This window comes from Streptomyces rhizoryzae (genome assembly GCF_023155275.1).
GTDB lineage: Bacteria > Actinomycetota > Actinomycetes > Streptomycetales > Streptomycetaceae > Streptomyces > Streptomyces rhizoryzae.
In genome coordinates this window covers 1-23,029 of the sequence record NZ_JALMUV010000018.1, presented here as the reverse complement: position 1 = coordinate 23,029, position 23,029 = coordinate 1, and the positions used below count along the sequence as shown (strand labels likewise).

Below are 23,029 nucleotides of genomic sequence, written 5' to 3'. Positions count from 1 at the left end.
TGCGGGTGTTGCTGTCAGCCGCCCAGTTCGCGGTGGCGGGCGGCGAGCCGGGCCGCGCCGTCCTCGGTGAGCGAGCCGTGCAGCCGGAGCCGGGCGATCCCGCCGTCGGGGTAGATGTCGAGCCGGACGTGGGTCACCGCGGGCGCGTCGTCCAGCAGGAAGCGGTGGACGGTGTCGGGCCGGAGCCGGGTGCGGGGCAGCAGCACGGTCCACGCGCCGTCCTCGCCGTCCCGGCCGGTCAGCTGCGCCCAGCCGGCCGCGTTGCCCTTGAGGTAGCCGGTGTCGATCTCCACGGCGCGGATCACGGCCTGCCCGGTGAGGCGGTAGCGCACCCAGTCGTTGCCGCTGCCGCGGCGGCGCCGGGTCTCCCAGCCGTCGTCCATCTTGCGGGAGCGGCCCGGGCGGATGGTGTTGGTCGGCGAGGAGTAGAAGCGGTCCGAGGCGTCCTCGACCTGGCCGCCGTTCTCCAGCGCGGCGAGGTCGAAGGTGCCGAGCGCGGCCAGCCAGCGGGGCGAGGGGAGGACCTCGCCGTGCACCCGCAGGCGGGCGACGCCGCCGTCGGGGTGCTGGTTGAGCCGGAGGTGGGTGAAGCGCTGCTCGGCGTGGACGGCGAAGCCGTTGGCGGCGTGCCCGCCGATGGCGGTGCGCGGGACGAGGGTGGTCCACTTGACGCCGTCGGCGAGGAGGTCCTCGGGCGCGGGGGAGCCCTCCACGCAGGCGCCCTCGACGCTGACCGACTGCGGGTAGTTGCCGCGGAAGTGGGCGGTGTCGACGACGATGCCGCGGATCACGCCGGGCGCGCCGAGCCGGATCAGCGCCCAGTCGTGGTCGCCCTCGGCCGGGAAGGGGTGGTCCCCGTCGGTGCCGCGCCGGCGCCGGGTCTCCCAGCCGTCCATGATCTTGCCCTTGTGGCCGAACGCCTCGGGGTCGAAGTGGGCGGCCTCGGGCTTCAGGAGGTTCTCCCGCTCGGCGAAGAACTCGTCGTTGGCGGCCAGCACCCCGGCGCCCAGCCGCCGGTCGGCGAGGTCGGGCAGGTGGGAGAAGGGGAAGCCGGCCGGGCCCGGGGAGCGGTAGTCGGCGTAGGGGTCGCCGCCCCCGTAGGGGCTGGCGTCGCCGGTGTAGCGGGGGAGGTCGCCGGTCGTCATGCGCGCGGCCTTTCGAGGAGTTCGCCGGTGGGCTCGGCGAGGGTGGTGCCGTCGTTGATCTTCCGCCCGCGCAGCCAGGTGGAGCGGACGACGCCGTACAGCGTCTTCCCGGCGTAGGCGGTGATCTTGTTGCGGTGCTGGAGCTCGGCGGGGTCGACGGTGAAGGTCGCGTCGGGCGAGAGCACCGCGAAGTCGGCGTCCCGGCCGGGCTCGATGGCGCCCTTGGCGCCGAGGCCGACCAGGGCGGCGGGGGCCGCGGACATCCAGCGGACCACGTCCTCCAGGCTGTGGCCGCGCTCGCGGGCCGCGGTCCAGATGGCGGGCAGGCCGAGCTGGAGCGAGGAGATGCCGCCCCAGGCCGAGCCGAAGTCGGGGGTCTTGAGGTCGACGGTGGAGGGCGAGTGGTCGGAGACGATGCAGTCGATGGTGCCGTCGGCCAGACCCTGCCACAGCGCGTCCTGGTTGCCGGTCTCGCGGATCGGCGGGCAGCACTTGAACTCGGTGGCGCCGTCGGGGATCTCCTCGGCGGTCAGGGTGAGGAAGTGCGGGCAGGTCTCCACGGTGATCCTGACGCCGTCGGCGCGGGCGGCGGCGATCATCGGCAGCGCGTCGCTGGAGGACAGGTGCAGGACGTGCACCCGCGCGTCCAGCTTCCGGGCGAGGTCGATCAGCCCGGCGATGGCCTCGTTCTCCGAGGACCGGGGGCGGGAGGCGAGGAAGTCGGCGTACTTGGGGCCGTGCGCCTCGGGGGCCGCGGCCAGGTGGCCGGGGTCCTCGGCGTGCACGATCAGCAGGCCGCCGAAGCCGGCGATCTCGCCGAGCGCCGCGGCCAGCTGCTCCTGGTCGACCTCGGGGAACTCCTCCACGCCGGAGGGCGACAGGAAGCACTTGAAGCCGAAGACACCGGCCTCGTGCAGCGGGCGCAGGTCCTTGACGTTGCCGGGGATGGCGCCGCCCCAGAAGCCGACGTCGATATGGGCCTTGCTGCGGGCCACCTCGCGCTTGACGTCGAGGTTCTCGGTGGTGGTGGTGGGCGGGAGGCTGTTGAGCGGCATGTCCACCAGGGTGGTGATCCCGCCCGCGGCGGCGGCGCGGGTCGCCGTCCAGAAGCCCTCCCAGTGAGTGCGGCCCGGGTCGTTGACGTGTACGTGGGTGTCCACCAGGCCGGGCAGCAGGACGTCGTCCCCGAAGTCCTCCACCCGCGCCCCGGCCGGGGCCTCGGCGTCGTGCGGCAGGACGGCCGCGATCTTCCCGTCCTTGACGGCGACGGACGCGGCGCGCGTCCCCTCCGGGGTGATGACGCGAGTGGAACGCAGCACCAGCTCTATTTCGGACACCCAGTACCTCCCATATCGTTGCTTCATGGTCGCGGGTCGGCGCCTGCGGGCGCGACTGCCGCGGGCCGTGCCGCCCCCGGCGCGGAATGCGGGGGAATCCCTTGAAGGGCGGGCGGACCCGCCCCTTTTCGGAATTCAACAGTCTGTTGAATGAGTTTTCACTCCGGAACCCGGCCCGTCAAGACCCCTTCGCGGCGGCCGGCCCGGCGCTCACGGCGGACCGCCCGAGCTCCGCCGGCTCCTCCGCGCCCCCCGCGCTGACCTGCGACGGGATGATGTCCTGCGGGATCGGCCCGGCCGTCGCGGCGGACCGGTCGCGGCCCGAGACCAGGACGTAGAGCAGCGCCGAGAGCGCCATCCCGAAGATCCAGGAGAACGGTGCCACGGCGTCGAAGAGCGGTATCAGCGCCAGCGAGGCGGAGACCGCGGCGGCCGGGACGAAGGCGATCACGGCCTTCGGGTTGTAACCGCGGCGGTAGTAATAGGCCCCCGCGGCGTCGGCCGAAAACAGCGCGTCGACATCGATCCGGCCCCGCCGCACCAGGTAGTAGTCCACGAGCAGGATCGCCACCAGCGGGCCGAGGAAGGCCCCCAGCGCCCCCAGGAAGTACTGGATCACCAGCGCCGAGGAGTACAGCTTCCAGGGCATCACCAGCACCGCCAGCACCGCGGTGATCATCCCGCCGCGCTTGAAGTCCAGGTACTTGGGCAGCAGGTTGGCGAAGTCGTAGGCGGGCGAGACGAAGTTGGCCACGACGTTGATGCCGATGGTGGCGACGATGAAGGCGAGCGCGCCGATGACGGTGACGACCGGGTTGTCGATCTTCTGGATGACCTTCACCGGGTCGTAGATCGCCTCGCCGAAGACCGCGATGGTGCCCGCGGTGACCAGCACGGCGACCACCGCGAAGGCGGTGAAGTTCACCGGCAGCCCGATGAGGTTGCCCCGCCGGTAGGAGCGGTGGTCGGGCGTGAAGCGGGCGAAGTCGGCGTAGTTGAGGACCAGCGTCAGGAACGTGGCCACGGTCAGGCTGACCGCGATCAGGGACTGCTGGACCTGCTCGGTGCCGCTCAGGCCGGTCAGGCTGCGGGTCAGCGAGATGTCGCCGTGCGCCCTGACCAGGAGGTAGACCGCCAGCGCCAGCACCACCAGCCAGACCACCGGCCCGGTCGCGAAGTCCTGCACCTTGCGGATGAACTCCATGCCCCGGGTCAGCAGGGCCGCCTGGAGCCCCCACATCAGCATGAACGCGGCCCAGCCGAGGGTGGACAGCCCCAGCACCGCGTTGTGGTGGTAGGCGTCGAGGCCGGGCGCCACCTGGAGCGTCAGCAGGACCACCGCGGTGGAGGCCAGCCAGGTCTGGATCCCGTACCAGGCCACCGCCATCACCGCGCGCAGCAGCGCCGGGATGTTGGCCCCGTAGACGCCCCAGCTGGCCCGGGCGAGAACCGGGTACGGGACGCCGGTGCGGTGCCCGGCGTGCCCCATCCGGTTCATCAGCCAGTAGACCAGGGTGATGCCGGCCAGCAGCGCGGCGAACACCTCCCAGGCGGGCAGGCCCAGCACGAAGAGGCTGGCGGCGAAGGCGTAGTTGCTGATCGCGTGGGTGTCGGACATCCACAGCGCGAAGACGCTGTACGTGCCCCAGCTGCGCCGCGCCGCCGGGGCGAGGTCCGCGTTGTGGAGCCGGGGGTCCGGGGGCGCCGGACGGGCGTGCGGGGATGTGCTCATGGGTCCCTCCCGGGGGCGGGTTGGGTGGAGCTCGGCAGGGCGGGTCGGGTGGAGCGGCGGGGGCGGGGCGGGCGGAGCTCGGCGGCGCGGGCCGGGCGGAGCTCAGCGGTCAGTCGTCAGATGCCTGATGTCTTGCCGGAACGCGCGGTGGGCACGGCGGAGCCGACGCCGGCCAGGTGGCGGCTGAGCGGCCAGGAGCCGATGGCCTTGGGGCGCGGCGAGGCGAAACTGCGGCCGGTGCTGGTGGTGAGCCCGAGGCCGGCCACCGCCTCGGCGAACTTCACCGCGGCCGCGACGCCGTCCACGACCGGCACGCCCAGTTCGGCGGCGACCCGCTCCTGGAGCCCGGCCATCCCGCCGCAGCCCAGGCAGATCACCTCGGCGCCGCCCCGGACCACCGCACGGGCGGTCTCGGTGATCACCGCGACGGTCCGCTCCGGATCCTCCTCCAGCTCCAGCACCCCGAGCCCGGTGCCGCGCACCCCGGCGCAGCGCTGGAGCAGCCCGGCGGTCAGCAGCCGGTCCCGGATCTGCGGGACGGAGCGGTCGAGGGTGGTGACGATGCCGTACGCGTGGCCGAGCAGCATCGCCATCTGCGCGGCGCACTCGGTGATGTCCAGGACGGGGACGTCCAGCAGCTCCTGGGCGCCCTCCCGGCCCGGTTCGCCGAAACCGGCCATGACCAGGGCATCGAAGGGGGTGTCCAGGGTGGCGAGCCGGTCCAGGACGGCGGCGGCGCTGAGGTAGCCCTCGAAGTGGCCCTCGATGGACTCGGGGCCCCAGAGGGGTTCGGTGGCGAGGATCTCGGTGCCCGGTGCGGCGGCGGCGGTGGCGGTGGCGCGGATGGCGGCGGTCATGGAAGCCGTGGTGTTCGGGTTCATGACGAGAAGGCGCATGACGCTCCAGCGATTTGGAGGATTCCACAGAATGGACAGTAGCTTTCGCGCAGCAGAACGTAGCTATGGCCACTGGTACCGTCAAGGGATCTCGGGCAAGGAGCTGCCGCCTCGGGACATACGGGCCCTGACCGGCGGGAACGAGTGTGCGATAGGCCGTGTGCCGGCGCGGTGCGACCGGTAGGCTGCTCCGGTCGGGCCCGGCGCCCGCAAGGCAGAGAGCCGAGACCGATCCGACCCGCCCCGAAAGGAACGCGACGTGCCGCCGTCCAGCGCCAGCACCTCCGCCGCCGATGCCAAGCCCGCAGGGGCCAGCGGCGGGGTCCAGTCCCTCGAGCGCGCCTTCGACCTCCTGGAGCGGATGGCCGACGCCGGCGGCGAGGTGGGCCTGAGCGAGCTCTCGGCCAGCAGCGGCCTGCCGCTGCCCACCATCCACCGCCTGATGCGCACGCTGGTCGCCTGCGGCTACGTCCGCCAGCAGCCCAACCGCCGGTACGCCCTCGGCCCCCGCCTGATCCGGCTCGGCGAGAGCGCCTCCCGGCTGCTGGGCACCTGGGCCCGCCCGTTCCTGGCCCGCCTGGTGGAGGAGACCGGCGAGACCGCCAACATGGCCCTCCTGGACGGCGACGAGATCGTCTACGTCGCCCAGGTCCCCTCCCGGCACGCGGTGCGGATGTTCACCGAGGTCGGCCGCCGGGTGCTGCCGCACTCCACCGGCGTCGGCAAGGCCCTGCTGGCCAACCACCCGCCGGAGGAGGTCCGCGCGCTGCTCGGCCGCACCGGGATGCCCGCGGCGACCGACAAGACGATCACCGACCCGGAGCGCTTCCTCGACGCGCTCGCCGACGTCCGCCGGCTCGGCTACGCGGTCGACGACAACGAGCAGGAGATCGGCGTGCGCTGCCTGGCGGTCCCGGTCCCCAACTCGCCCACCTCCGCGGCGATCTCCATCTCCGGCCCGACCGGCCGGGTCACCGAGGCCGCCACCGACAAGATCGTGCCGGTGCTCCAGGACGTGGCGGCCCAGCTGTCGGTCGCGCTGGCGAACCAGGCCCCGGCCTGACCGTCCGGCCGGGCGGCCGCCGAGGCCCCGCCCGGCCGTCAGCCGAACCCCTCGATCCGCGCCCGCACCTCGGACAGCGCCGGCGACAGCGCGCTCACCGAGCCCACCGCCCCGGTGAGCAGCAGCAGCGAACGGCGCAGCCGGGCCGCCTCCGGCCGGCCGCGGACCGTCATCGCGGCCAGTGCGGCCAGCTCCTCGTCGGCGACCGCCCGGTCCGGTAACTCCCCGGGCAGGACCGCCAGTTGGCGGCGGAGCCGGTCCACCGCCCGCCGCAGGCCACCGACGTCCGGCGCGCCGGGGTCCCCGGCCGTCCGGCTGTCCTCGCACAGCTCTTCCACAACGATGGCGCCCTCCACGGCCGTTGGGCCCTCCACGGTGCCGGACAGTTAACGCCACCGGGTGCCGGGGCGCCATACGGAGGGCCGAAAAACCGGATCACCGGCCGGTCCGGACCCGGCGGGCCGCTCCCGGTGCCGGCCGTCAGGAAGTCGACCCGGGGCCCTGCGCACCACGCCAGACCCGTACGTCGAGGGTGATGTACCGGCTCGGCTCCGACTCCCCCGAGGCGCCCCGGTAGCTGAGCAGGGCGACCGTGCCGCTGCTGGTGGTCAGGCAGATCTGCGAGCCCTTGCCGAGCAGCGGGAGCGGGATGGTGTCGGTGTAGCGGGTGTCGTGGCGGCAGGTGTCGAGCGAGCCCTGCTGACCGGTCTTGAGCAGGACCAGGGTGCTGCCGTTGCGGGTGGTGAGCCGGCCGCCCGCGAGGTCGCTCCCGTCGAGCGCGACATCGCCGCCGCCGTCCAGGGCCTTGGGGGTGATCGGGTCGTCGGACATCGCCAGGCGGTAGCTGAAGGGCAGGTCGATGCCCTTGGTGTCGGCGGGCGCCGGGTCCTGCCGGGGCGTCTCCGGGGTGGGGCGGCCGGTGCCTCCGGTGCCGGGTGTGGCGGCGGGCGCCGGGGTGCCCGTGGCCTTCGCCCGCCCGCCGGGGGCCTCGCTGCCGGCGGCGGCCTTGCGGTGGTCCGGCATCAGGAAGTAGACCGCGCCGCCGCCCACGCCGACGAGGGCCAGCGCGCAGACCGCGACCAGGGCGGCGAGCGGCCCCTTGCGCTTCTTCCCCGGCGGCTGCGGGGCCGGGAAGGGGGCGGTGGCCGCCGGGGCGGGCGGGGCCGGGACGCCGGGTGCGGCCGGCGGTGCGGCGGGCGGTGCCGGGTGGGCCGCGGCCGCGCCGTAGGCGGGCGGGCCGAAGCCGGGCGGCGGGGTCCGCGGGGTGTCCAGGGCGGTGGGGACCGGGGCGACGGGCGGCGCGGCCGGGGGCTGCGCGGGGCGGGCCGGGACGCCCGCCGCGGGGGCCTCCAGGGGCGGCGGCGGGGTGGGCCGGGGCGCGGGGGCGGCGGCGCGGGTGGTGATGTCGGCGGCGACCGCCGCCGGCAGCCACTCCTCGGGGCGGCGCAGCTGGGTCTCCCCGGACGCGGCGCCGCACAGCGCGATCACCTCGGCGACGGTCGGCCGGGCCGACGCCTCCTTGGCCAGGCACCGGCCGATCAGGTCCCGCAGCGCGTCCGGGAGCCCGGAGAGGTCCGGCTCCTCGTGGACGATGCGGTAGAGGACGCCGTGCGAGGTGCCCTCCCCGAAGACCGGGCTGCCGCCCGCCGCGTACGCCGCGACCTGGCCGAGCGCGAAGACGTCGGTGGCCGCGGTGACGGTGGCGCCGGTGGCCTGCTCCGGGGCCATGAAGGCGGGCGTGCCGACCGTGACGCCGCTGCCGGTCAGGGCGGTGGCGTCGGCGGCCCGGGCGATACCGAAGTCGATCACCCGCGGGCCGTCGGCGGCCAGCAGGACGTTGGACGGCTTCAGGTCGCGGTGCACGATGCCCGCGCCGTGGATGACCTGGAGGGCCTCCGCGATCCCGGCGACCAGCAGCAGCACGGTGGGGACCGGCAGCGGGCCGTGCTCGGCGACGGCCGCGGAGAGCGCGGGCCCGGGCACGTAGGCGGTGGCGAGCCAGGGCACCGGCCCCTCGGTGTCGCTGTCGATGACCGGCGCGGTGAACAGCCCCTGGACGCGCTGCGCGGCCTGCACCTCCTGGGCGAACCGGCGGCGGAACTCGGTGTCCTCGCTGAACTCCGGGCGGATCACCTTGATGGCCACCGGCCGGCCGCCGGGCGTGTAGGAGAGGTAGACCTTGCCCATCCCGCCGGCGCCGAGCTTCGCCGTCAGGCGGTACCCCGCGATCACCCGCGGGTCGTCGCCCGCCAGCGGCTGGAAGATCCCGGACGGCTCCGCACCGTTCACCACTACGTCCCCCGACTCTCCTCGCGGACCCGCTGACATGCCTGCGCCACCGCGTCCGCGGCGGCCGGAGGTCCGCAACGGAGATGCACCTTATCCGGCCGGACGGCGCACCGTGACATCGCGGCCCGGGCCCCGGGCGGCCCCTGCCGGGCATATACCGCACGGCCTCCGAAACCCCACCGATCCGCCGTACGCGCTGTGGAGTTGACGGCCCGCCAGGTACGGCACTGCACTGCTCCCCGTCGCGCGCCCGCGCACCGGAACGCGCCCGTCCGCGCGCGGTTACCCCGGCCCCGATCTGACCATGCGTCAGCACGTGCGTTCCCCTGGGCATCCGTTGGCGTGGGCGTATGGCATGGAAGGGATATGCCGGAGCACGGTGGAGCATTCTCCCTTCCATGGAAATATCCGGCATATCGCCGGATTGCAGCTCCCCGGTGCGCCGGAAGGCCGGCGCACCGGATCCCTGACCCACCGGATCGGAGAACGCCATGACAGCCACCCCCGACCCCAGTCCGGACCCCTCCCCCAACGCCCGGCGGATCAGCGTCGTCCAGCTGATCTGCCGCGCGTACGGGCTGACCGACGCCTCGGAGATCACCGAGGAGCACATACACCGCTTCGTCAGCGAGCGGCGGCAGGCCGACGCGCGGACGCAGGCGCTCCGGGACCGGCTGCGGCCCCGGATCCCGCGCCAGCGCGCGGCGGGGGACGCGGCCTGACCGGGGGCCGCCCGGGGCGCCGCGCCCGGCCATGGGGTAAGCAGGTCCCATGGCACATCCAGGGGAGCGCGCAGGCGCCGGGGGGCAGGCGGAGGCCGTACGGCCCGAGGGGATGAAGGTGGCCGGGCTGCTGCTCGCCGCGGGCGGCGGGCGGCGGCTGGGGGGACGGCCCAAGGCGCTGCTCGGCCACCGGGGACGCCCGCTGGTCGAGCACGCCGCACGGGTCCTGCGGGAGGGCGGCTGCGGGCCGGTGCACATCGTGCTGGGCGCCGCCGCCGACACCGTCCGCGCCCGGGCCGACCTGACGGGCTACGGCGTGTCGGTGAACCCCGACTGGGCCCGGGGGATGGGCTCGTCGCTGCGGGTGGGGCTGGCCGCGCTGGCCGGTTCGGGGGCGGACGCGGTGGTGGTCTCCCTGGTCGACCAGCCGGGCATCGGGGCGCAGGCGGTGGCCCGGGTGGTGGCCGCGGCCACCGGGCGGGACGCGCTGGCGGCCGCCGCCTACGGGGGCGAGCGCGGGCATCCGGTGCTGTTCGGGGCCGGGCGCTGGGCGGACATCGCGGCGGGCGCTTCGGGCGACCGCGGGGCACGGGACTACCTCAGGCGGCACGCCGGTGCGGTCACCCTCGTCGAGTGCGGCGACGTGGCCGAGGCGTACGACATCGACACGCCGGAGGATCTGGCGCGGCTGGAGTGAGCGGCGGCCGCCCGGCGCAGGCAACCGCCGGGCGGCCGCCGCCGCACATTCTGCGGCGGAGCGGGCCCCGGGCGGCCGGAACGGGCGCCGCGCCGGGACGGTGACGGGAAAACGGCGCCCCGGTGCGGGAGTGATGGAGAGTGACCGGTGTGGCACCGAGCGCCATTCGATCACCACTTCTGTCGACTCAGAGAATCTCGATATCAACAAACCATTGAAGTTCCGCGATAAGGAAACTAGTCTCCACTGGTCAGAAGCGCCCTGTACCCGAACGGCGCCCGCGACCGTATCTCGGAGCCCGCGGCACCCCGTGCCGCCCGGGTGCCCCGGCGGCCGCCAAGGCACCGCCGCTGAATGGAGTGACAGCTCATGTCCGCACCAGCGCCGTCCCCGCTGGCCATCGTCGAAGTCGACCCCGCACACACCCCGGAACGGCAGGACGAGGTCCTCACCGACGCCGCCCTCGCCTTCGTCGCCGAGCTGCACCGGCGGTTCACCCCCCGCCGGGACGAGCTGCTCGCCCGCCGCGCCGAGCGCCGCGCCGAGATCGCCCGGACCAGCACGCTGGACTTCCTCCCCGAGACCGCGCACATCCGCGCGGACGAGAGCTGGAAGGTGGCCGAAGCGCCCGCCGCGCTCATCGACCGCCGGGTGGAGATCACCGGTCCCACCGACCGCAAGATGACCATCAACGCGCTCAACTCCGGTGCGAAGGTGTGGCTCGCCGACTTCGAGGACGCCTCGGCTCCCACCTGGGAGAACGTCGTGGGTGGCCAGCTCAACCTGATCGACGCCTACGAGCGCCGGATCGACTTCACCGACGCCCGCACCGGCAAGTCCTACGCCCTGAAGCCGGCCGAGGAGCTCGCCACCGTCGTGATGCGGCCGCGCGGCTGGCACCTGGAGGAGCGCCACCTGGAGTTCGAGGGCCGCCCGGTCCCCGGCGCGCTGGTCGACTTCGGCCTGTACTTCTTCCACAACGCCCAGCGCCTGCTGGACCTCGGCAAGGGCCCGTACTTCTACCTGCCGAAGACCGAGTCGCACCTGGAGGCCCGCCTCTGGAACGACATCTTCACCTTCGCCCAGGACTACGTCGGCATCCCGCAGGGCACCGTCCGCGCCACGGTCCTCATCGAGACCATCACCGCCGCGTACGAGATGGAGGAGATCCTCTACGAGCTGCGCGACCACGCCTCGGGCCTGAACGCCGGCCGCTGGGACTACCTCTTCTCCATCGTCAAGAACTTCCGGGACGGCGGCGCCAAGTTCGTGCTGCCGGACCGCAACGCGGTCACCATGACCGCCCCGTTCATGCGGGCCTACACCGAACTGCTGGTCCGCACCTGCCACAAGCGCGGGGCGCACGCCATCGGCGGCATGGCGGCCTTCATCCCCAACCGCCGGGACCCCGAGGCCAACGAGAAGGCGCTCGCCAAGGTCAAGAACGACAAGGACCGGGAGGCCGGCGACGGTTTCGACGGCTCCTGGGTCGCGCACCCGGACCTGGTGCCGGTCGCCCGCGCCTCGTTCGACGCGGTCCTCGGCGACAAGCCGAACCAGAAGGACCGCCTCCGCGAGGACGTGGACGTCAAGGCCGCGGACCTCATCGCCATCGACTCGCTGGATGCCAAGCCCACCTACCAGGGCCTGGTCGACGCCGTGCAGGTGGGCACCCGCTACATCGAGGCGTGGCTGCGCGGCCTGGGCGCCGTCGCCATCTTCGGCCTGATGGAGGACGCCGCCACCGCCGAGATCTCCCGCTCGCAGATCTGGCAGTGGGTCGACGCCGGTGTCGTCTTCCAGGACGGCGAGCACGCCGGCACCAAGGCCACCGCCGACCTGGTCCGCGAGGTCGCGGCCCGCGAACTGGCGGCCATCCGCGCCGAGATCGGCGAGGAAGCCTTCGCCTCCGGCACCTGGCAGCAGGCCCACGACCTGCTGCTGAAGGTCTCCCTGGACGCCGACTACGCCGACTTCCTGACCCTGCCGGCCTACGAGCTGCTGGTCTGAGACGCGCGGACCGAAGGGCCCGTCCGCTCCCCCGTGCTCCGGGGTGCGGGCGGGCCCTTCGCCCTGCGCCGGGCCGCCGGCCGGTCAGCCGAGGGCCGCGCCCAGCGCGACGAAGGCGCAGATCAGGACGGCCAACAGGGCCAGCAGCGGCGCGGCGAAGCGGAGGTAGGCGTCGTAGCCGACCCGGGCGAGGGAGACGCCGCCCATGATGACGGCGGTGGTGGGGACCCAGAGGTTCATCCAGCCGCTGGCGGCCTGCCAGGCGGTGACGGCCAGCGGACGGGCGACGCCGGCGAAGTCGGCGAGCGGCGCGAGGATCGGCAGGGCGAGGGTGGCGTGCCCCGAGCTGGAGGGGATCAGGAACGCCAGCGGGAGGTTGACCAGGAAGACCAGCACGCCGAAGAGGGCGGGCGGGGTGCCCGCGACCGCGCCCTCGACGGCGTGCAGCACGGTGTCGGTGACCTTGGCGTTGTTCATGATCGCGGTGGCTCCCCGGGCGAGGACGATCACCAGGGCCGGGGCGAGGAAGTCGGCCGCGCCCCCGGTGAGCGCGGCGCTCAGCCGCCGCTCCCCCAGCCGCGCCACCAGCCCCACCAGCACCGCGCCGGCCAGGAACAGCGCCGCCAGCTGCGGGAAGGACCAGTCCGGTTCCCAGGCGTACGGGGGCGCGTCGGCCCGGCCGGTGAGGGCGCCGGACCACGGGATCACCGAGAAGACCATCAGGCCGAAGAGCGCGGCGACGATCCCCAGGACCGCCTTGTGGAGGCCGGTGAGCGGCGGTGGCTCCGCGGTGTCCCGGGCGGTGCGGTGCTGCGCGCGGTCCCCGGGGAGGAAACCGCACAGGGAGCGGCCGGGGTCGGCGCGCACCCGGCGGGCGTAGCGGATGACGTAGGCGGTGGTGGCGGTGGTCAGCACCAGCCACATCGCACCGCGCAGCGCGATGCCGTCGCCGAGCGGAACCTCGGCGGCCGCGGAGGCGACACCGGTGGCGAACGGGTTCACCGTGGAGCACAGCACGCCGATGCCCGCGCCGAGGATGATCGCGCCGGCCGCCACCAGCCGGTCGAAGCCGAGGGCCAGCACCAGGGGGACGATCAGGCCGTAGCAGCCCAGGGTCTCCTCGGCGAACCCCTCGACCGTGCCGAGCAGGGAGAACACCGCCATCAGCGCGGCGATCAGCAGGGCGCCGCGGTCGCGCAGCCGGTGCGCCAGGCGGCCGATCCCGCGGTCCAGCGCGCCGGTGGCGAGGACGACGGTGAGGAACGCCCCGATGGCCAGGACGAAGAGGAACACCCCGGCGCTGCCGTACAGCTGTCCGGAGAGGTCCGGGCCGACCAGGCCGGTCCGGGCGTCCCGGACGCCGTAGAGGCCGTTGGCCGGGGAGAGGAAGAGGTCGCCGAGCCGCTCGGCGGCGGAGCGGCCGGACGGCTCGCGGTGGTAGGTGCCCTGGAGGGGCCGGCCCGCGGCGTTCCGGGCGTAGCTGCCGGACGGCAGGACGCAGGCCAGCGCCCAGACGGCGAGGGTGACGAGGGCGAGGACGGTGAGGGCGCCGGGGAAGGCGGCGCGGCGCCGCGCGGAGCCGTCCGGTGACGGCTCCTCAGGTGGGCGGGTGCCCGGGGGTCCCGGGGCGGGCCCGGGGTCGCTCCGCTCCTGGGGCACGGCGGCTCCCCTCTCCACGGGGCGGCCCGGCCGCGGGGCCCGCCCGGTGGCTCGTGTTCCGGCGCACCGGCCGGGGCGCTTCCCGGCATTCGGTGCGAAGCGCAGCATAGCCGGGTGGGACGGGCGGGGGACGGCTGACGGGACGGGCGGGAGACAGCCGGCGGGACGGGCGGGAGCCGGCCGACGGGGCAGCGGGGGCCCGGTCGGTGCGGCGGCGGGGGCCGGTCGGTGCGGCGGCGGTGCGGCAGCGCCGCGGACCAGCGCGGATACTATGGGCGTAGTAACGGAGTTGTAAGGGCGGGTGGAGCGTTGGCGCGGCGGCGGGAGCAGGTGCTGGACGCGGCGGTGGAGGTCCTGGGGGGCGAGGGGGCCCGGGGGCTGACGTACCAGGCGGTGGACCGGGCCGCGGAGGTGCCGACGGGCACCACGTCCAACTACTTCCGCAACCGCGCGGCGCTGCTCGGCGGCATCGTGGAGCATCTGCTGGCGCTGGAGCGGCGGGAGTGGGAGGCGTTCACCGGCGGGCCGCCGCCGGCCGGGCCGGGCGAACTGGCCGAGGCGCTGGCCGGGTTGGCCCGGCACGCCGCGGGGCCGGGGCGCGCCCGTACGGCCGCGCGGTTCGCACTGCTCCTGGAGTCCGCGGTGCGGCCGGAGCTGCGCGCGCCGCTGGCGCGGGCGCGCCAGGCGGTGCTGGAGCGGAGCACGGAGTGGGTGCGGCGGCTGGGGTCCGCGGCGCCGGAGCGGCACGGCCGGATCCTGGTGGACCACCTGGAGGGGGTGGTGATGCGCCAACTCGCCTTCCCGGGAGGGGCGTTCGACCCGGCGGAGGAGATGCAGTCGCTGGTGGGCGGCCTGCTGGGCGGCGCACCGGGCGCGGGCGCGGGCCCAACCCCCTGACGGCCGCGGGCGGTTGGCGCGCGGACGGCTGTACGGGCCTTCCGGAGTCTGGTAGGAAAGCTTCCTAACGATTGGGGACTCCCCCACGGCCACTCCGACAGGAGGACTTCATGCGCTCCCGATCGATAGCCAGGGCCGCCGCCCGTACCGCCCTCGGGCTCGCCCTGCTCGCCGCGCCGGCCACCGCGGTGGCGGCCGCCGCCACCGCCCCGCCGGACCGTGCCCCGGCGCAGGCCGCGCCCCGCACCGCGCCGCACGCCGCCGGGCTGGACGACCCGGTGAAGAAGGAGATCGCCATGCGGCTGGTCTCCAGCGCGGAGAACTCCTCTCTGGACTGGAAGGCCCAGTACAAGTACATCGAGGACATCGGGGACGGCCGCGGCTACACCGGCGGCATCATCGGCTTCACCTCCGGTACGCACGACATGCTGGAGCTGGTCGAGCTCTACACCCGGCGCAAGCCCGGCAACGTCCTGGCCGGGTACCTCCCCGCACTGCGCAGGGTGGACGGCAGCGACTCGCACGCGGGCCTGGATCCGGACTACCCCAGGGACTGGCGCACGGCGGCGCAGGACCCGGCATTCCGCACCGCACAGGACGACGAGCGGGACCGGGTCTACTTCAACCCGGCGGTCAAGCGGGGGAAGGCCGACGGCCTGGGCGTGCTGGGGCAGTTCATCTACTACGACGCGCTGGTGATGCACGGCGACGGCGGCGACCGGACCGGCTTCTCCGCCCTCCGCGAGCGCGCCCTGGCCAAGGCCGCGCCGCCGGCGCGGGGCGGCGACGAGAAGACGTACCTGAACGCCTTCCTGGACGCGCGGGTGTGGGCGATGAAGCAGGAGGAGGCGCACAGCGACACCAGCCGGGTGGACACCGCGCAGCGGGTGTTCCTGAAGAAGGGCAACCTCGACCTGCACACCCCGCTGGACTGGAAGGTCTACGGGGACCGCTACCACCTCGACTGACGGGCCCCGCACAGCCCAACGGCCCGTAGGGAGACGGCGGTTGCCGGGTCCGTACGGGCCGTTGCCGGTGGCGCTGGGCTGTCAGTGGGCGGTGGCGGAGGCGGCGGTCTCGCCGTCGTCCATCCGGCCGCGTTCGGGCTGCTGGGGGATCTCGGGGACGTCGGCCAGGGCGTGCGGGTCGGGGGCCGGATCGGCCGCGTCGCCGGCGCGCTTCCGGCCGAGGTGGTTGAAGGCGAGGTTGAGGACGATGGCGACCAGGCAGCCGGTGCTGATACCGGAGTCCAGGACGACCAGCAGGTCCTTGGGGAAGTTGTGGTAGAACTCCGGCGCCGCGATGGGGATCAGCCCGATGCCCAGGGCGGCGGCCACGATCAGGGAGTTCTCGCCCTTCTCCATGGCGGCGGTGGCCAGGGTCTGCACGCCGCTGGCGGCGACCGAGCCGAACAGTACGATGCCCGCACCGCCCAGGACCGGCAGCGGCACCAGGGAGATGACCGAGGCGGCCACCGGGCACAGGCCCAGCAGGATCAGGATGCCGCCGCTGGTCGCCACCACGAAGCGGCTGCGCACCTTGGTCATCGCCACCAGGCCGATGTTCTGGGCGAAGGCGCTGTTGGCGAAGCCGTTGAACAGCGGGCTGATCGCCGTACCGAGGGTGTCGGCGCGCAGGCCGCCCTCGATGGTGCGCTCGTCGGCGGGACGGCCCACGATCTTGCCGAGGGCGAGCATGTCGGCGGTGGACTCGGTCATGCAGACCAGCATCACGATGCACATCGAGATGATCGCGGCGACGTCGAGCTGCGGGGCGCCGAAGTGGAACGGCGTCGGGAAGCCGACCAGGCTCGCCTTGGTGAGCACCGAGAAGTCGGTGAGGCCGGCGGGGATGGCGAGCAGGGTGCCGACGACCAGGCCGAGCAGGATGGCGATCTGCTGGAGGAAGCCGCGCAGCGTCCGGCGCAGCACCAGCACGATCAGGAAGGTGACCGCGGCCATCCCGATGTTCTTCAACGAGCCGTAGCCGGCGGCCTGTTCACTGCCGCCCTGGGACCAGCGGAAGGCGACCGGCAGCAGCGAGACACCGATCAGGGTGATCACGGTGCCGGTGACCACCGGCGGGAAGAAGCGGACCAGTTTGGAGAAGTAGGGCGCGAGGAGGAAGCCGAGGACACCGGCGACGATCACCGCACCGAAGATGACCGGCAGGGCGTCGTGCGGGCTGTGCTCCTTGGCGATCGCGACGATCGGGCTGACGCCGGCGAACGAGACACCGTTGACGAACGGCAGCTTGGCTCCGACCTTCCAGAAGCCCAGGGTCTGGAGGAGGGTGGCGATACCCGCGGTGAAGAGGCTGGCGCCCATCAGGAACGCGGTCTCGGTGGGGCTGAGCCCGCAGGCGGGTCCGATGATCATCGGCGGGGCGACCACGCCCGCGTACATCGCGGCCACGTGCTGCAGGCCGCTGGTGAACATTTTGAAGGGCGGGAGGGTCTCGTCGACCGGGTGCTTCCGGTCCCCCTCCGACTTCTGCCCGGTAGGTGCGGCCACTGCGGGCCTCCTGTCGATTTCTGCTCCGCCGTCAGCGGCGGTGCGAGCCTGTCACGGAGGTCGTGCCATGTGGTGCGGTGGTGCCTGGTGCAGCGCTGGTGAGCGTGCGGAAGGCCGCGCTTGTGGCGCGTGGGCGGCTGGTGTGGGGAGTGGACCGGCCCGGGGGTACGGGAATCGTCCCGTACCCCCGGGTCCGGCGCTTGCGGGCCCCGCTCGGGTCCGCAAGCTCAGCCGGGAGCCGTCCCTCCCGGCCGAGTCTTCGGCCGTGCCGCGTCCGGGGGGATCAGCCCTCGGCCGCGATACGCGCCAGACGCTGCGCCTCGGCCCGCGTGGAGCGGGCGATGGCGTCCTCGTCGATGTTGGTGAGGTGGTTGTCCTCGACCACCGGCCTGCCGTCGACCAGCGACAGCGTGACCGGGGCGGCCGGCCCGAAGACCAGCGCGGTCACCGGGTCGGCGATCGAGGAGTGGCCCAGGCCGTCGAGCTTCCACAGCACCAGGTCGGCCAGCTTGCCGGGCTCCAGGGAGCCGATCTCGCTGGTCCGGCCGAGGACCTGGGCGCCGCCGTAGGTGCCGAGCCGCAGCGCCTTGCGGGCGTTGAGGGCGGCCTCGCGGTGGGCGCCGAGGCGGTTGATGAGCAGCGCGTTGCGCAGCTCGGTGTGGAGCTCGCCGGACTCGTTGGACGCGGTGCCGTCGACGCCGAGGCCGACCGGGACGCCGGCCGCGAGCATGTCGGGGACGCGGGCGATGCCGGCGGCCAGCCGGGCGTTGGAGGACGGGCAGTGCGCCACGCCGGTCTTCGTACGGGCGAAGGCGGCGATGTCGGAGTCGTTCATGTGGACGCAGTGCGCCATCCACACGTCCTCGCCGAGCCAGCCGGTGGACTCGAAGTAGTCGGTCGGGCCCATGCCGAACAGCTCGTGGCAGAACTTCTCCTCCTCCACGGTCTCCGAGCCGTGGGTGTGCATCCGCACGCCCTTGCGGCGGGCGAGCGCGGCGCCCTCGCGGAGGAGTTCGGTGGAGATGGAGAACGGCGAACAGGGCGCCGCGGCGATGTGCACCATCGAGCCGAAGGAGGCGTCGTGGTGCTTGTCGATGGCCTCCTCGGTGCCCAGGAGGGCGCCCTCGGTGGTCTCCACGGCGAAGTCCGGCGGCAGGCCGCCGTCCTTCTCGCTGCGGTCCATCGAGCCGCGGGCCAGGGTGATCCGGGCGCCGATGTCGGCGACCGCGGCCAGTTCGGCACCGACGAGGTCGCCGGCACCCCGCGGGAAGACGTAGTGGTGGTCGGAGGCGGTGGTGACCCCGCCCTTGACCATCATGCCGAGCGAACCGTGGGTGGCCGCGGTCAGCATCGCCGCGTCGATCCGGGCCCAGGTCGGGTAGAGCGCGACCAGCCAGTTGAAGAGGTTGTGGTCGGTGGCCAGGCCCCGGGTGATCCACTGGTAGAAGTGGTGGTGGGTGTTGATCAGGCCCGGGGTGACCAGGTGGCCGGTGCCGTCCACCCGGCGGACGACGTTCTCCAGCCCCTCGGGCGCCTTGCCGGCGCCCAGGGACTCGATGATGTTGTCGGCGACGACGACGTAGCCGCTGGCGTACTCGGTGTCGTCGGCGTCGACCGTCGCGATGGCGCAGTTCTCGATGATGATGCGCTGCTTCACCGCGCTGTCAGGGGATGCCGATGCTGCCATGTTGCTTCCTCGTTCTTTCCGTGGCGGTTGGGCACGGCATGGCCCTACGGGATTTGAGTGCCGGAGCCGGGCGAGGCGGCTGACAGTACCGCTGCCCGTGCGGTGCTCCGGGTGCCGAGATGGTTGAAGAACAGGTTGAGCAGGACCGCGACCAGGGCTCCGGCGCTGATTCCGGAGCCGAGCACGGTCTGTGCCCAGGCGGGGAACCCGGCGTAGAAGGTCGGCGCGGCCAGCGGGATGATCCCCGCGCCGAGCGACACGGCCACCAGGATGATGTTGGAGCTGTCCTCGAGCCCTGCTTCGGAGAGCGTGCGGATGCCACTGACCGCGATCGATCCGAACAGGACGATACCCGCGCCGCCGAGGACCGGCATCGGCACCAGCGAGACCACGGCGCCCAGGACGGGGAAGGCGCCGAGGACCAGCAGGACCGCGCCGGCGAGCGCGACGACGTAGCGGCTGCGGACCCGGGTCAGCGAGACCACTCCGACGTTCTGCGCGAAGGCGCTGGTCGGGAAGCCGCCGAAGACGGGACCGAGGAGAGTGGCGATACCGTCGGTGCGCAGACCGCGGGTGATGGTGGTGCTGGTGGTCTTCCGGTCGCAGATCTCGCCGAGGGCGAGCATGCCGGCCGAGGACTCGGTCATCAGCACCAGCATCACGATGCACAGGGACAGGATCGCGGCGGGCTGGAATTCCGGCGCTCCGAAGCCGAACGGGGTGGGCAGCGCGGCGATCGGCGCCGAGCGCAGCCCGTCGAAGCCGGCCATGCCGAACGGGATCGCGGCGAGGGTGCCGACGACCAGGCCGATCAGCAGCGCGACCTGCTTGAGGAAGCCCTTGGCGAAGCGCTGGATGAGCAGCACCACGAGGAGGGTGAAGCCGGCCAGCGCGAGGTTCTTCATGGAGCCGAAGTCGGCGGCGTGCTTGTCGCCGCCCTGCGCCCAGCCGACCGGTACGGGCATCAGCGTCACCCCGATGAGGGTGATCACGACGCCGGTGACCAGCGGCGGGAAGAAGCGGAGGAGCCGGCCGAAGAACGGGCCGATCGCCAGGCAGAAGACGCCGGCGCACATCACCGCGCCGTAGATGGCGGGGAGTTGGTGCCCCTTGGCGGTGTTCTCGGCGATGGCGAGGATGGGGGTGATGCCGGCGGAGCTGGCCGCGTTGACGAACGGGAGGCGGTTGCCGACGAAGGTGCGCAGACCGAGCGTCTGAAGCAGGGTCGCGAGCCCGGCGATGAGGAGGCTCGCGGCGATCAGCCGGGTCCGGCCCGCGCCGTCCAGGCCGACGGCCTGGCCGATGATGAGCGGAGGGGTGACGACGCCGGCGTACATCGCTGCGATGTGCTGGAGCGCGGCGGGGACCAGCCGCCTGACGGCCGGCTTCTCATCCACCGGGTGGACCGGTGGGGCGGGGTGGTGCGGGGCTTGCTCTTGCTGTGCCATGGGTCGTTCCCCTCGGAAATCGCGTCCCCTCCCCGCTGCGGGGTGGGGAGGGGACGCGAGGCACGGCGTTGCGTCGAAGAGCCGTCAGAGGTTGGTGAGATCCATCGGGATCCGGGCTTCGACACCGTCGCGCAGAACAGTGGCTTCGATCAGGCCGTACGGGCGGTCCGCCGCGTAGTAGACCTCGTTGTCGTTCTTGAGCCCGAACGGCTCCAGGTCCACCAGGAAGTGGTGCTTGTTGGGGAGCGAGAAGCGGATCTCGTCCACCTCGGACCTGTTGTTGATGATGCGCGACCCCATCTGGTAAAGGGTCTGCTGGAGGGAGAGGCTGTACGTCTCCGCGAACGCCTGGAGCATGTGCTTCTTGACCTGCTCGTACGAACGCTCCCAGTTGGGCATCCGCTGCTCGTCGGAGGTCCAGTTGAAGCGCCAGCGGCTGGCCACCTGCGTGGCGAGGATGCGGTCGTACGCCTCCTTCAGCGTCGTGTACTTGTCCTTGATGTACCCCCAGAACTCCGAGTTGGTGGAGTTCATCACGATCAGGTCCTTCAGACCCGAGATGACCTGGAAGTTCTCACCGTCGAAGGTGATCTCGGTGAGGCGGACCTCCTGGCCCTTGCGGACGAAGGAGTGCTTGACCTCCTCGGCCCCGATGAAGCGGGAGTTGCCGTCCGCGGTCTCGATACGCTCCCAGGCGTACTCCTCGATCCGGATGCGGGCCCGCTTGATCGGCTCCTGGCTGGTCACGAAGTGCCGGGCCAGGTGGATGCCGAACTGCTCGGCCGACTCGATCCCGTACTCCTTGGCGAAGGCGTACACGGTGTTCTTGGTCGTGTCGGTGGGCAGGCAGTTGGCGTTCGAGCCGGAGAGGTGGACCTCCTCCAGGTCGCCCGAGAGCGCGACCGAGACGTTGAGGTCCTTGATGTGGTGCGTGGCGCCGTCGCGGGTGATCTTGACGACGCGGTTTTCCGCCTTGCCGTACTGGTTCTGGCCGAGAATCGTGGGCATGTCGGTGCTAGCTCCCTCGGTATACGGAGTAGCCGAACGGGTTGAGCAGCAGCGGTACGTGGTAGTGCTCGCCCGGCTTGACGGCAAAGGTGATTGCCACCTCCGGGAAGAAGGCTCCGCTGTCCCGTAGCGCGGGGGCGTCCTGCTGTTCCTCGGCTTGCTGGTTTTCGCTGTGCTGATGTGAAACGAAGTACGCCTCGGTCTCGAACGCGATGCGTACGTGGGTGGTGCCCGCCGGCAGGGCCGGCAGATCCTTGCAGCGCCCGTCGGCGTCGGTCTTCCCCGCGCCGTGGGACGTCCAGGCACCGCCGCTGCCGGAGCGCACCGAGAGCGTGAGGGCGACGCCCTCCGCGGGGCGGCCCACGCTGGTGTCCAGGATGTGCGTGGACACCGACGTCGCCGCAGCCGTCTCGCTGCTCATACTGGGTCTCCTTCTGCGATGCGGTTCAGGCGGATGCGGTTGATCTTGCCGAGCTCCGCGCGGACGATCTCGCGTTCCTGCTCCGGCGTGTTGTCGATCCGGTCCCGGACCGCATCGCGCATCTGCTCCCCGGTACGGCCGGAGGCGCAGATCAGGAACACGTGCCCGAACTTGTCCTGGTAGGCCAGGTTGAGTTCGAGCATCTCCGCCTTGAGCTCGTCGGAGGCGCCGGCCATACCGCTCTGCTCGCGGTTCGAGGTGGGATCGCCCGGCTTGGGCCGTCCGATCGGCGGGTGCCCGGCCATCGCCTCCGCCAGGTCCTCCGCGGTCAGCTCGGCCATGGCGGCGTCGCTCGCGGCGTACAGGGCGTCGGGGGTGGGGTAGGGGCGCTGGGCGACGATCTTGCTCCCCCAAGCCCGGCTGGCACACACCTCGTGCAGGGCGGCCTGAGCCTCGCTGGCATCGGCGGTGTTGAACCGGGTAAGCCCTTGGGGCGTACTCGAAGACACGGGAAGCCTCCGTGGCCTGGTGCTGGACAGCTCTGTTTGGCTGGAAACAGCTAAGACCTCCGGCAACACCACGTCAACACTTTGTTGAAAAGTCGGCAACACAAAAGCCGCCGCCCGGGGTTGCCGGACGGCGGCTCGCGGCCACCGGAGGGGGAGTTGCGCCCCGTTCGCCTCAGTCGGCGTTCTTCGCGGCGCTTTCCCTGTTCAGGTAGTTGTACACGGTGAAGCGGCTGACGCCGAGGGCGCCCGCGACCGTCTCCACCCCGTGCCGGACGGAGAACGCACCCCGGCTCTCCAGTATGCGGACCACCGACTGCTTGGTCCTGCGGTCCAGCTCCGACAGCGGCATCCCGTGCCGGCGCTCCAGCTCCGCGAGGATGTGGTCGAGGGACTCGGACAGGTGGGGCAGCCGCACGGCCACCCGGTCCTGCCCCTCCCAGGCCAGGACGACGTCGTCCCCGCGGGCCTGCTCCGGTGCGACCATCCGGCCGCCCATCGCATCCACCAGCGGTTTGACCGCCTGCACGAACGGGTGGTCCGCGGGCTCCGTCACGTCGCGTCCCCCTCGCCCTCCGGCGCGCCGTCCCGGCGGCCGTCCCCGATCACGTTGACCTGGAGGGAGACCCGGGTGGCGCCCGCCGCCAGGGACTTCCTCAGCAGCGCCTCGACCGCGCCCAGCACCCGGTCGGCGTCACCCTCCGCGGTGTTGCCGAACGGGCCGACGTCGACCGCGTCCAGCCCCGCGCCGGTGACGATCTCGCGGGCCACCACGGCGTGGGCGGGTGCCTCGTCCAGATCGAACGGCTCCGTCGTGAACTCAACTCTCAATCGCACGCGGTTCAACCTACGCGCGGTTCGGCCCGGCGACCAGAAATTGCCCCCGGCCCCCCTTGACAGCTTCCCCGCCCGCCCGGCAGTGTTCCATTACGCAGAAAGTAAGTTCCGCTATCCGGAAGGAGCGCCGGGCCCTATGGGTTTCACGGACACGCGCTTCAA

General features: G+C 72.9%; 21 protein-coding genes. 6 read left to right on the top strand and 15 right to left on the bottom strand.

Annotated elements, in window-relative coordinates:
- Window positions 1-14: 14 nt before the first annotated feature.
- The 4 genes from alc to MUU72_RS16505 form a co-directional block, all read right to left on the bottom strand.
- The gene (gene alc / locus MUU72_RS16520; protein WP_248014027.1) at window positions 15-1,145 is read right to left on the bottom strand and encodes an allantoicase; all 1,131 of its coding nucleotides are present in this window, start codon (window positions 1,143-1,145) and stop codon (window positions 15-17) included.
- Entirely contained in the window at window positions 1,142-2,509 is a 1,368-nt protein-coding gene (gene allB, locus MUU72_RS16515; protein ID WP_282504169.1) for an allantoinase AllB, read from the bottom strand. The genes alc and allB overlap by 4 nt, the downstream gene beginning before the upstream one ends.
- A 151-nt stretch (window positions 2,510-2,660) precedes the next feature.
- Window positions 2,661-4,214: an NCS1 family nucleobase:cation symporter-1 gene (locus MUU72_RS16510; RefSeq protein WP_248014025.1), complete on the bottom strand. Its 1,554-nt coding sequence runs from the start codon at window positions 4,212-4,214 to the stop codon at window positions 2,661-2,663.
- A 116-nt stretch (window positions 4,215-4,330) separates the two neighbouring features.
- Window positions 4,331-5,110 carry an aspartate/glutamate racemase family protein gene (locus MUU72_RS16505; RefSeq protein WP_248014024.1) on the bottom strand — a complete coding sequence of 260 codons (780 nt, stop codon included), beginning with the start codon at window positions 5,108-5,110 and terminating at the stop codon, window positions 4,331-4,333.
- A 259-nt stretch (window positions 5,111-5,369) separates the two neighbouring features.
- On the opposite strand from MUU72_RS16505, the gene MUU72_RS16500 reads away from it, so the two are divergent.
- A complete protein-coding gene (locus MUU72_RS16500; RefSeq protein ID WP_248014023.1) occupies window positions 5,370-6,173 on the top strand; it encodes an IclR family transcriptional regulator in 804 nt (267 codons plus the stop codon).
- A 38-nt stretch (window positions 6,174-6,211) separates the two neighbouring features.
- On the opposite strand, the gene MUU72_RS16495 is transcribed toward MUU72_RS16500, so the two are convergent.
- Window positions 6,212-6,547: a DUF5955 family protein gene (locus tag MUU72_RS16495; protein WP_372503127.1), complete on the bottom strand. Its 336-nt coding sequence runs from the start codon at window positions 6,545-6,547 to the stop codon at window positions 6,212-6,214.
- Window positions 6,548-6,653: 106 nt separating this feature from the next.
- Window positions 6,654-8,501 (bottom strand): serine/threonine-protein kinase, encoded by a 1,848-nt coding sequence (locus MUU72_RS16490; protein ID WP_282504168.1) that lies wholly within the window; start codon window positions 8,499-8,501, stop codon window positions 6,654-6,656.
- 452 nt (window positions 8,502-8,953) lie between these two features.
- On the opposite strand from MUU72_RS16490, the gene MUU72_RS16485 reads away from it, so the two are divergent.
- The 3 genes from MUU72_RS16485 (at window position 8,954) to aceB (ending at window position 11,891) form a co-directional block, all read left to right on the top strand.
- Entirely contained in the window at window positions 8,954-9,184 is a 231-nt protein-coding gene (locus MUU72_RS16485; protein WP_248014021.1) for a hypothetical protein, read from the top strand.
- A 112-nt stretch (window positions 9,185-9,296) separates the two neighbouring features.
- Complete coding sequence (locus MUU72_RS16480) at window positions 9,297-9,881, top strand: nucleotidyltransferase family protein (RefSeq protein WP_248014121.1); 585 nt, start codon at window positions 9,297-9,299, stop codon at window positions 9,879-9,881.
- A 369-nt stretch (window positions 9,882-10,250) separates the two neighbouring features.
- The gene (gene aceB / locus MUU72_RS16475) at window positions 10,251-11,891 is read left to right on the top strand and encodes a malate synthase A (protein WP_248014020.1); all 1,641 of its coding nucleotides are present in this window, start codon (window positions 10,251-10,253) and stop codon (window positions 11,889-11,891) included.
- A gap of 84 nt (window positions 11,892-11,975) precedes the next feature.
- Here aceB and MUU72_RS16470 read toward each other — a convergent pair whose 3' ends face one another.
- Entirely contained in the window at window positions 11,976-13,658 is a 1,683-nt protein-coding gene (locus MUU72_RS16470) for a YfcC family protein (RefSeq protein ID WP_372503126.1), read from the bottom strand.
- Between the two features lie 201 nt (window positions 13,659-13,859).
- Between MUU72_RS16470 and MUU72_RS16465 the strand changes: the two genes are divergently transcribed.
- On the top strand, window positions 13,860-14,447 hold the full coding sequence (locus MUU72_RS16465; RefSeq protein WP_248014018.1) for a TetR/AcrR family transcriptional regulator: 588 nt from the start codon (window positions 13,860-13,862) through the stop codon (window positions 14,445-14,447).
- A 110-nt stretch (window positions 14,448-14,557) separates the two neighbouring features.
- Window positions 14,558-15,415 carry a chitosanase gene (locus MUU72_RS16460; RefSeq protein WP_248014017.1) on the top strand — a complete coding sequence of 286 codons (858 nt, stop codon included), beginning with the start codon at window positions 14,558-14,560 and terminating at the stop codon, window positions 15,413-15,415.
- Between the two features lie 81 nt (window positions 15,416-15,496).
- Here the strand turns inward: MUU72_RS16460 and MUU72_RS16455 are convergent, their stop codons facing one another.
- From MUU72_RS16455 to MUU72_RS16420, 8 genes are all read right to left on the bottom strand, one after another.
- Entirely contained in the window at window positions 15,497-16,960 is a 1,464-nt protein-coding gene (locus MUU72_RS16455) for a nucleobase:cation symporter-2 family protein (protein WP_248014016.1), read from the bottom strand.
- A gap of 283 nt (window positions 16,961-17,243) precedes the next feature.
- The gene (locus MUU72_RS16450; RefSeq protein WP_248014015.1) at window positions 17,244-18,647 is read right to left on the bottom strand and encodes an 8-oxoguanine deaminase; all 1,404 of its coding nucleotides are present in this window, start codon (window positions 18,645-18,647) and stop codon (window positions 17,244-17,246) included.
- A 44-nt stretch (window positions 18,648-18,691) separates the two neighbouring features.
- Window positions 18,692-20,095 carry a nucleobase:cation symporter-2 family protein gene (locus tag MUU72_RS16445; RefSeq protein ID WP_248014014.1) on the bottom strand — a complete coding sequence of 468 codons (1,404 nt, stop codon included), beginning with the start codon at window positions 20,093-20,095 and terminating at the stop codon, window positions 18,692-18,694.
- 84 nt (window positions 20,096-20,179) lie between these two features.
- A complete protein-coding gene (gene pucL, locus MUU72_RS16440; RefSeq protein ID WP_248014013.1) occupies window positions 20,180-21,103 on the bottom strand; it encodes a factor-independent urate hydroxylase in 924 nt (307 codons plus the stop codon).
- 7 nt (window positions 21,104-21,110) lie between these two features.
- Window positions 21,111-21,524 (bottom strand): hydroxyisourate hydrolase, encoded by a 414-nt coding sequence (gene uraH, locus MUU72_RS16435; RefSeq protein WP_248014012.1) that lies wholly within the window; start codon window positions 21,522-21,524, stop codon window positions 21,111-21,113.
- Complete coding sequence (uraD, locus tag MUU72_RS16430; protein WP_248014011.1) at window positions 21,521-22,033, bottom strand: 2-oxo-4-hydroxy-4-carboxy-5-ureidoimidazoline decarboxylase; 513 nt, start codon at window positions 22,031-22,033, stop codon at window positions 21,521-21,523. The genes uraH and uraD overlap by 4 nt, the downstream gene beginning before the upstream one ends.
- Window positions 22,034-22,205: 172 nt before the next feature.
- Window positions 22,206-22,586, bottom strand: a complete 381-nt coding sequence (locus MUU72_RS16425; RefSeq protein WP_248014010.1) for a helix-turn-helix domain-containing protein — start codon at window positions 22,584-22,586, stop codon at window positions 22,206-22,208.
- Window positions 22,583-22,867, bottom strand: coding sequence for a thiamine-binding protein (locus MUU72_RS16420; protein ID WP_248014009.1), 285 nt, complete (start codon window positions 22,865-22,867; stop codon window positions 22,583-22,585). The genes MUU72_RS16425 and MUU72_RS16420 overlap by 4 nt, the downstream gene beginning before the upstream one ends.
- Between the last annotated feature and the right edge of the window lie 162 nt (window positions 22,868-23,029).

Coding starts and splice junctions, on each gene's coding strand:
- alc (WP_248014027.1), bottom strand. CDS start 1,145: ATGACGACCGGCGACCTCCCCCGCTACACCGGCGACGCCAGCCCCTAC.
- allB (WP_282504169.1), bottom strand. CDS start 2,509: ATGAAGCAACGATATGGGAGGTACTGGGTGTCCGAAATAGAGCTGGTG.
- MUU72_RS16510 (WP_248014025.1), bottom strand. CDS start 4,214: ATGAGCACATCCCCGCACGCCCGTCCGGCGCCCCCGGACCCCCGGCTC.
- MUU72_RS16505 (WP_248014024.1), bottom strand. CDS start 5,110: ATGCGCCTTCTCGTCATGAACCCGAACACCACGGCTTCCATGACCGCC.
- MUU72_RS16490 (WP_282504168.1), bottom strand. CDS start 8,501: ATGTCAGCGGGTCCGCGAGGAGAGTCGGGGGACGTAGTGGTGAACGGT.
- MUU72_RS16485 (WP_248014021.1), top strand. CDS start 8,954: ATGACAGCCACCCCCGACCCCAGTCCGGACCCCTCCCCCAACGCCCGG.
- MUU72_RS16480 (WP_248014121.1), top strand. CDS start 9,297: ATGAAGGTGGCCGGGCTGCTGCTCGCCGCGGGCGGCGGGCGGCGGCTG.
- aceB (WP_248014020.1), top strand. CDS start 10,251: ATGTCCGCACCAGCGCCGTCCCCGCTGGCCATCGTCGAAGTCGACCCC.
- MUU72_RS16470 (WP_372503126.1), bottom strand. CDS start 13,658: ATGCTGCGCTTCGCACCGAATGCCGGGAAGCGCCCCGGCCGGTGCGCC.
- MUU72_RS16460 (WP_248014017.1), top strand. CDS start 14,558: ATGCGCTCCCGATCGATAGCCAGGGCCGCCGCCCGTACCGCCCTCGGG.
- MUU72_RS16450 (WP_248014015.1), bottom strand. CDS start 18,647: ATGGCAGCATCGGCATCCCCTGACAGCGCGGTGAAGCAGCGCATCATC.
- MUU72_RS16445 (WP_248014014.1), bottom strand. CDS start 20,095: ATGGCACAGCAAGAGCAAGCCCCGCACCACCCCGCCCCACCGGTCCAC.
- pucL (WP_248014013.1), bottom strand. CDS start 21,103: ATGCCCACGATTCTCGGCCAGAACCAGTACGGCAAGGCGGAAAACCGC.
- uraH (WP_248014012.1), bottom strand. CDS start 21,524: ATGAGCAGCGAGACGGCTGCGGCGACGTCGGTGTCCACGCACATCCTG.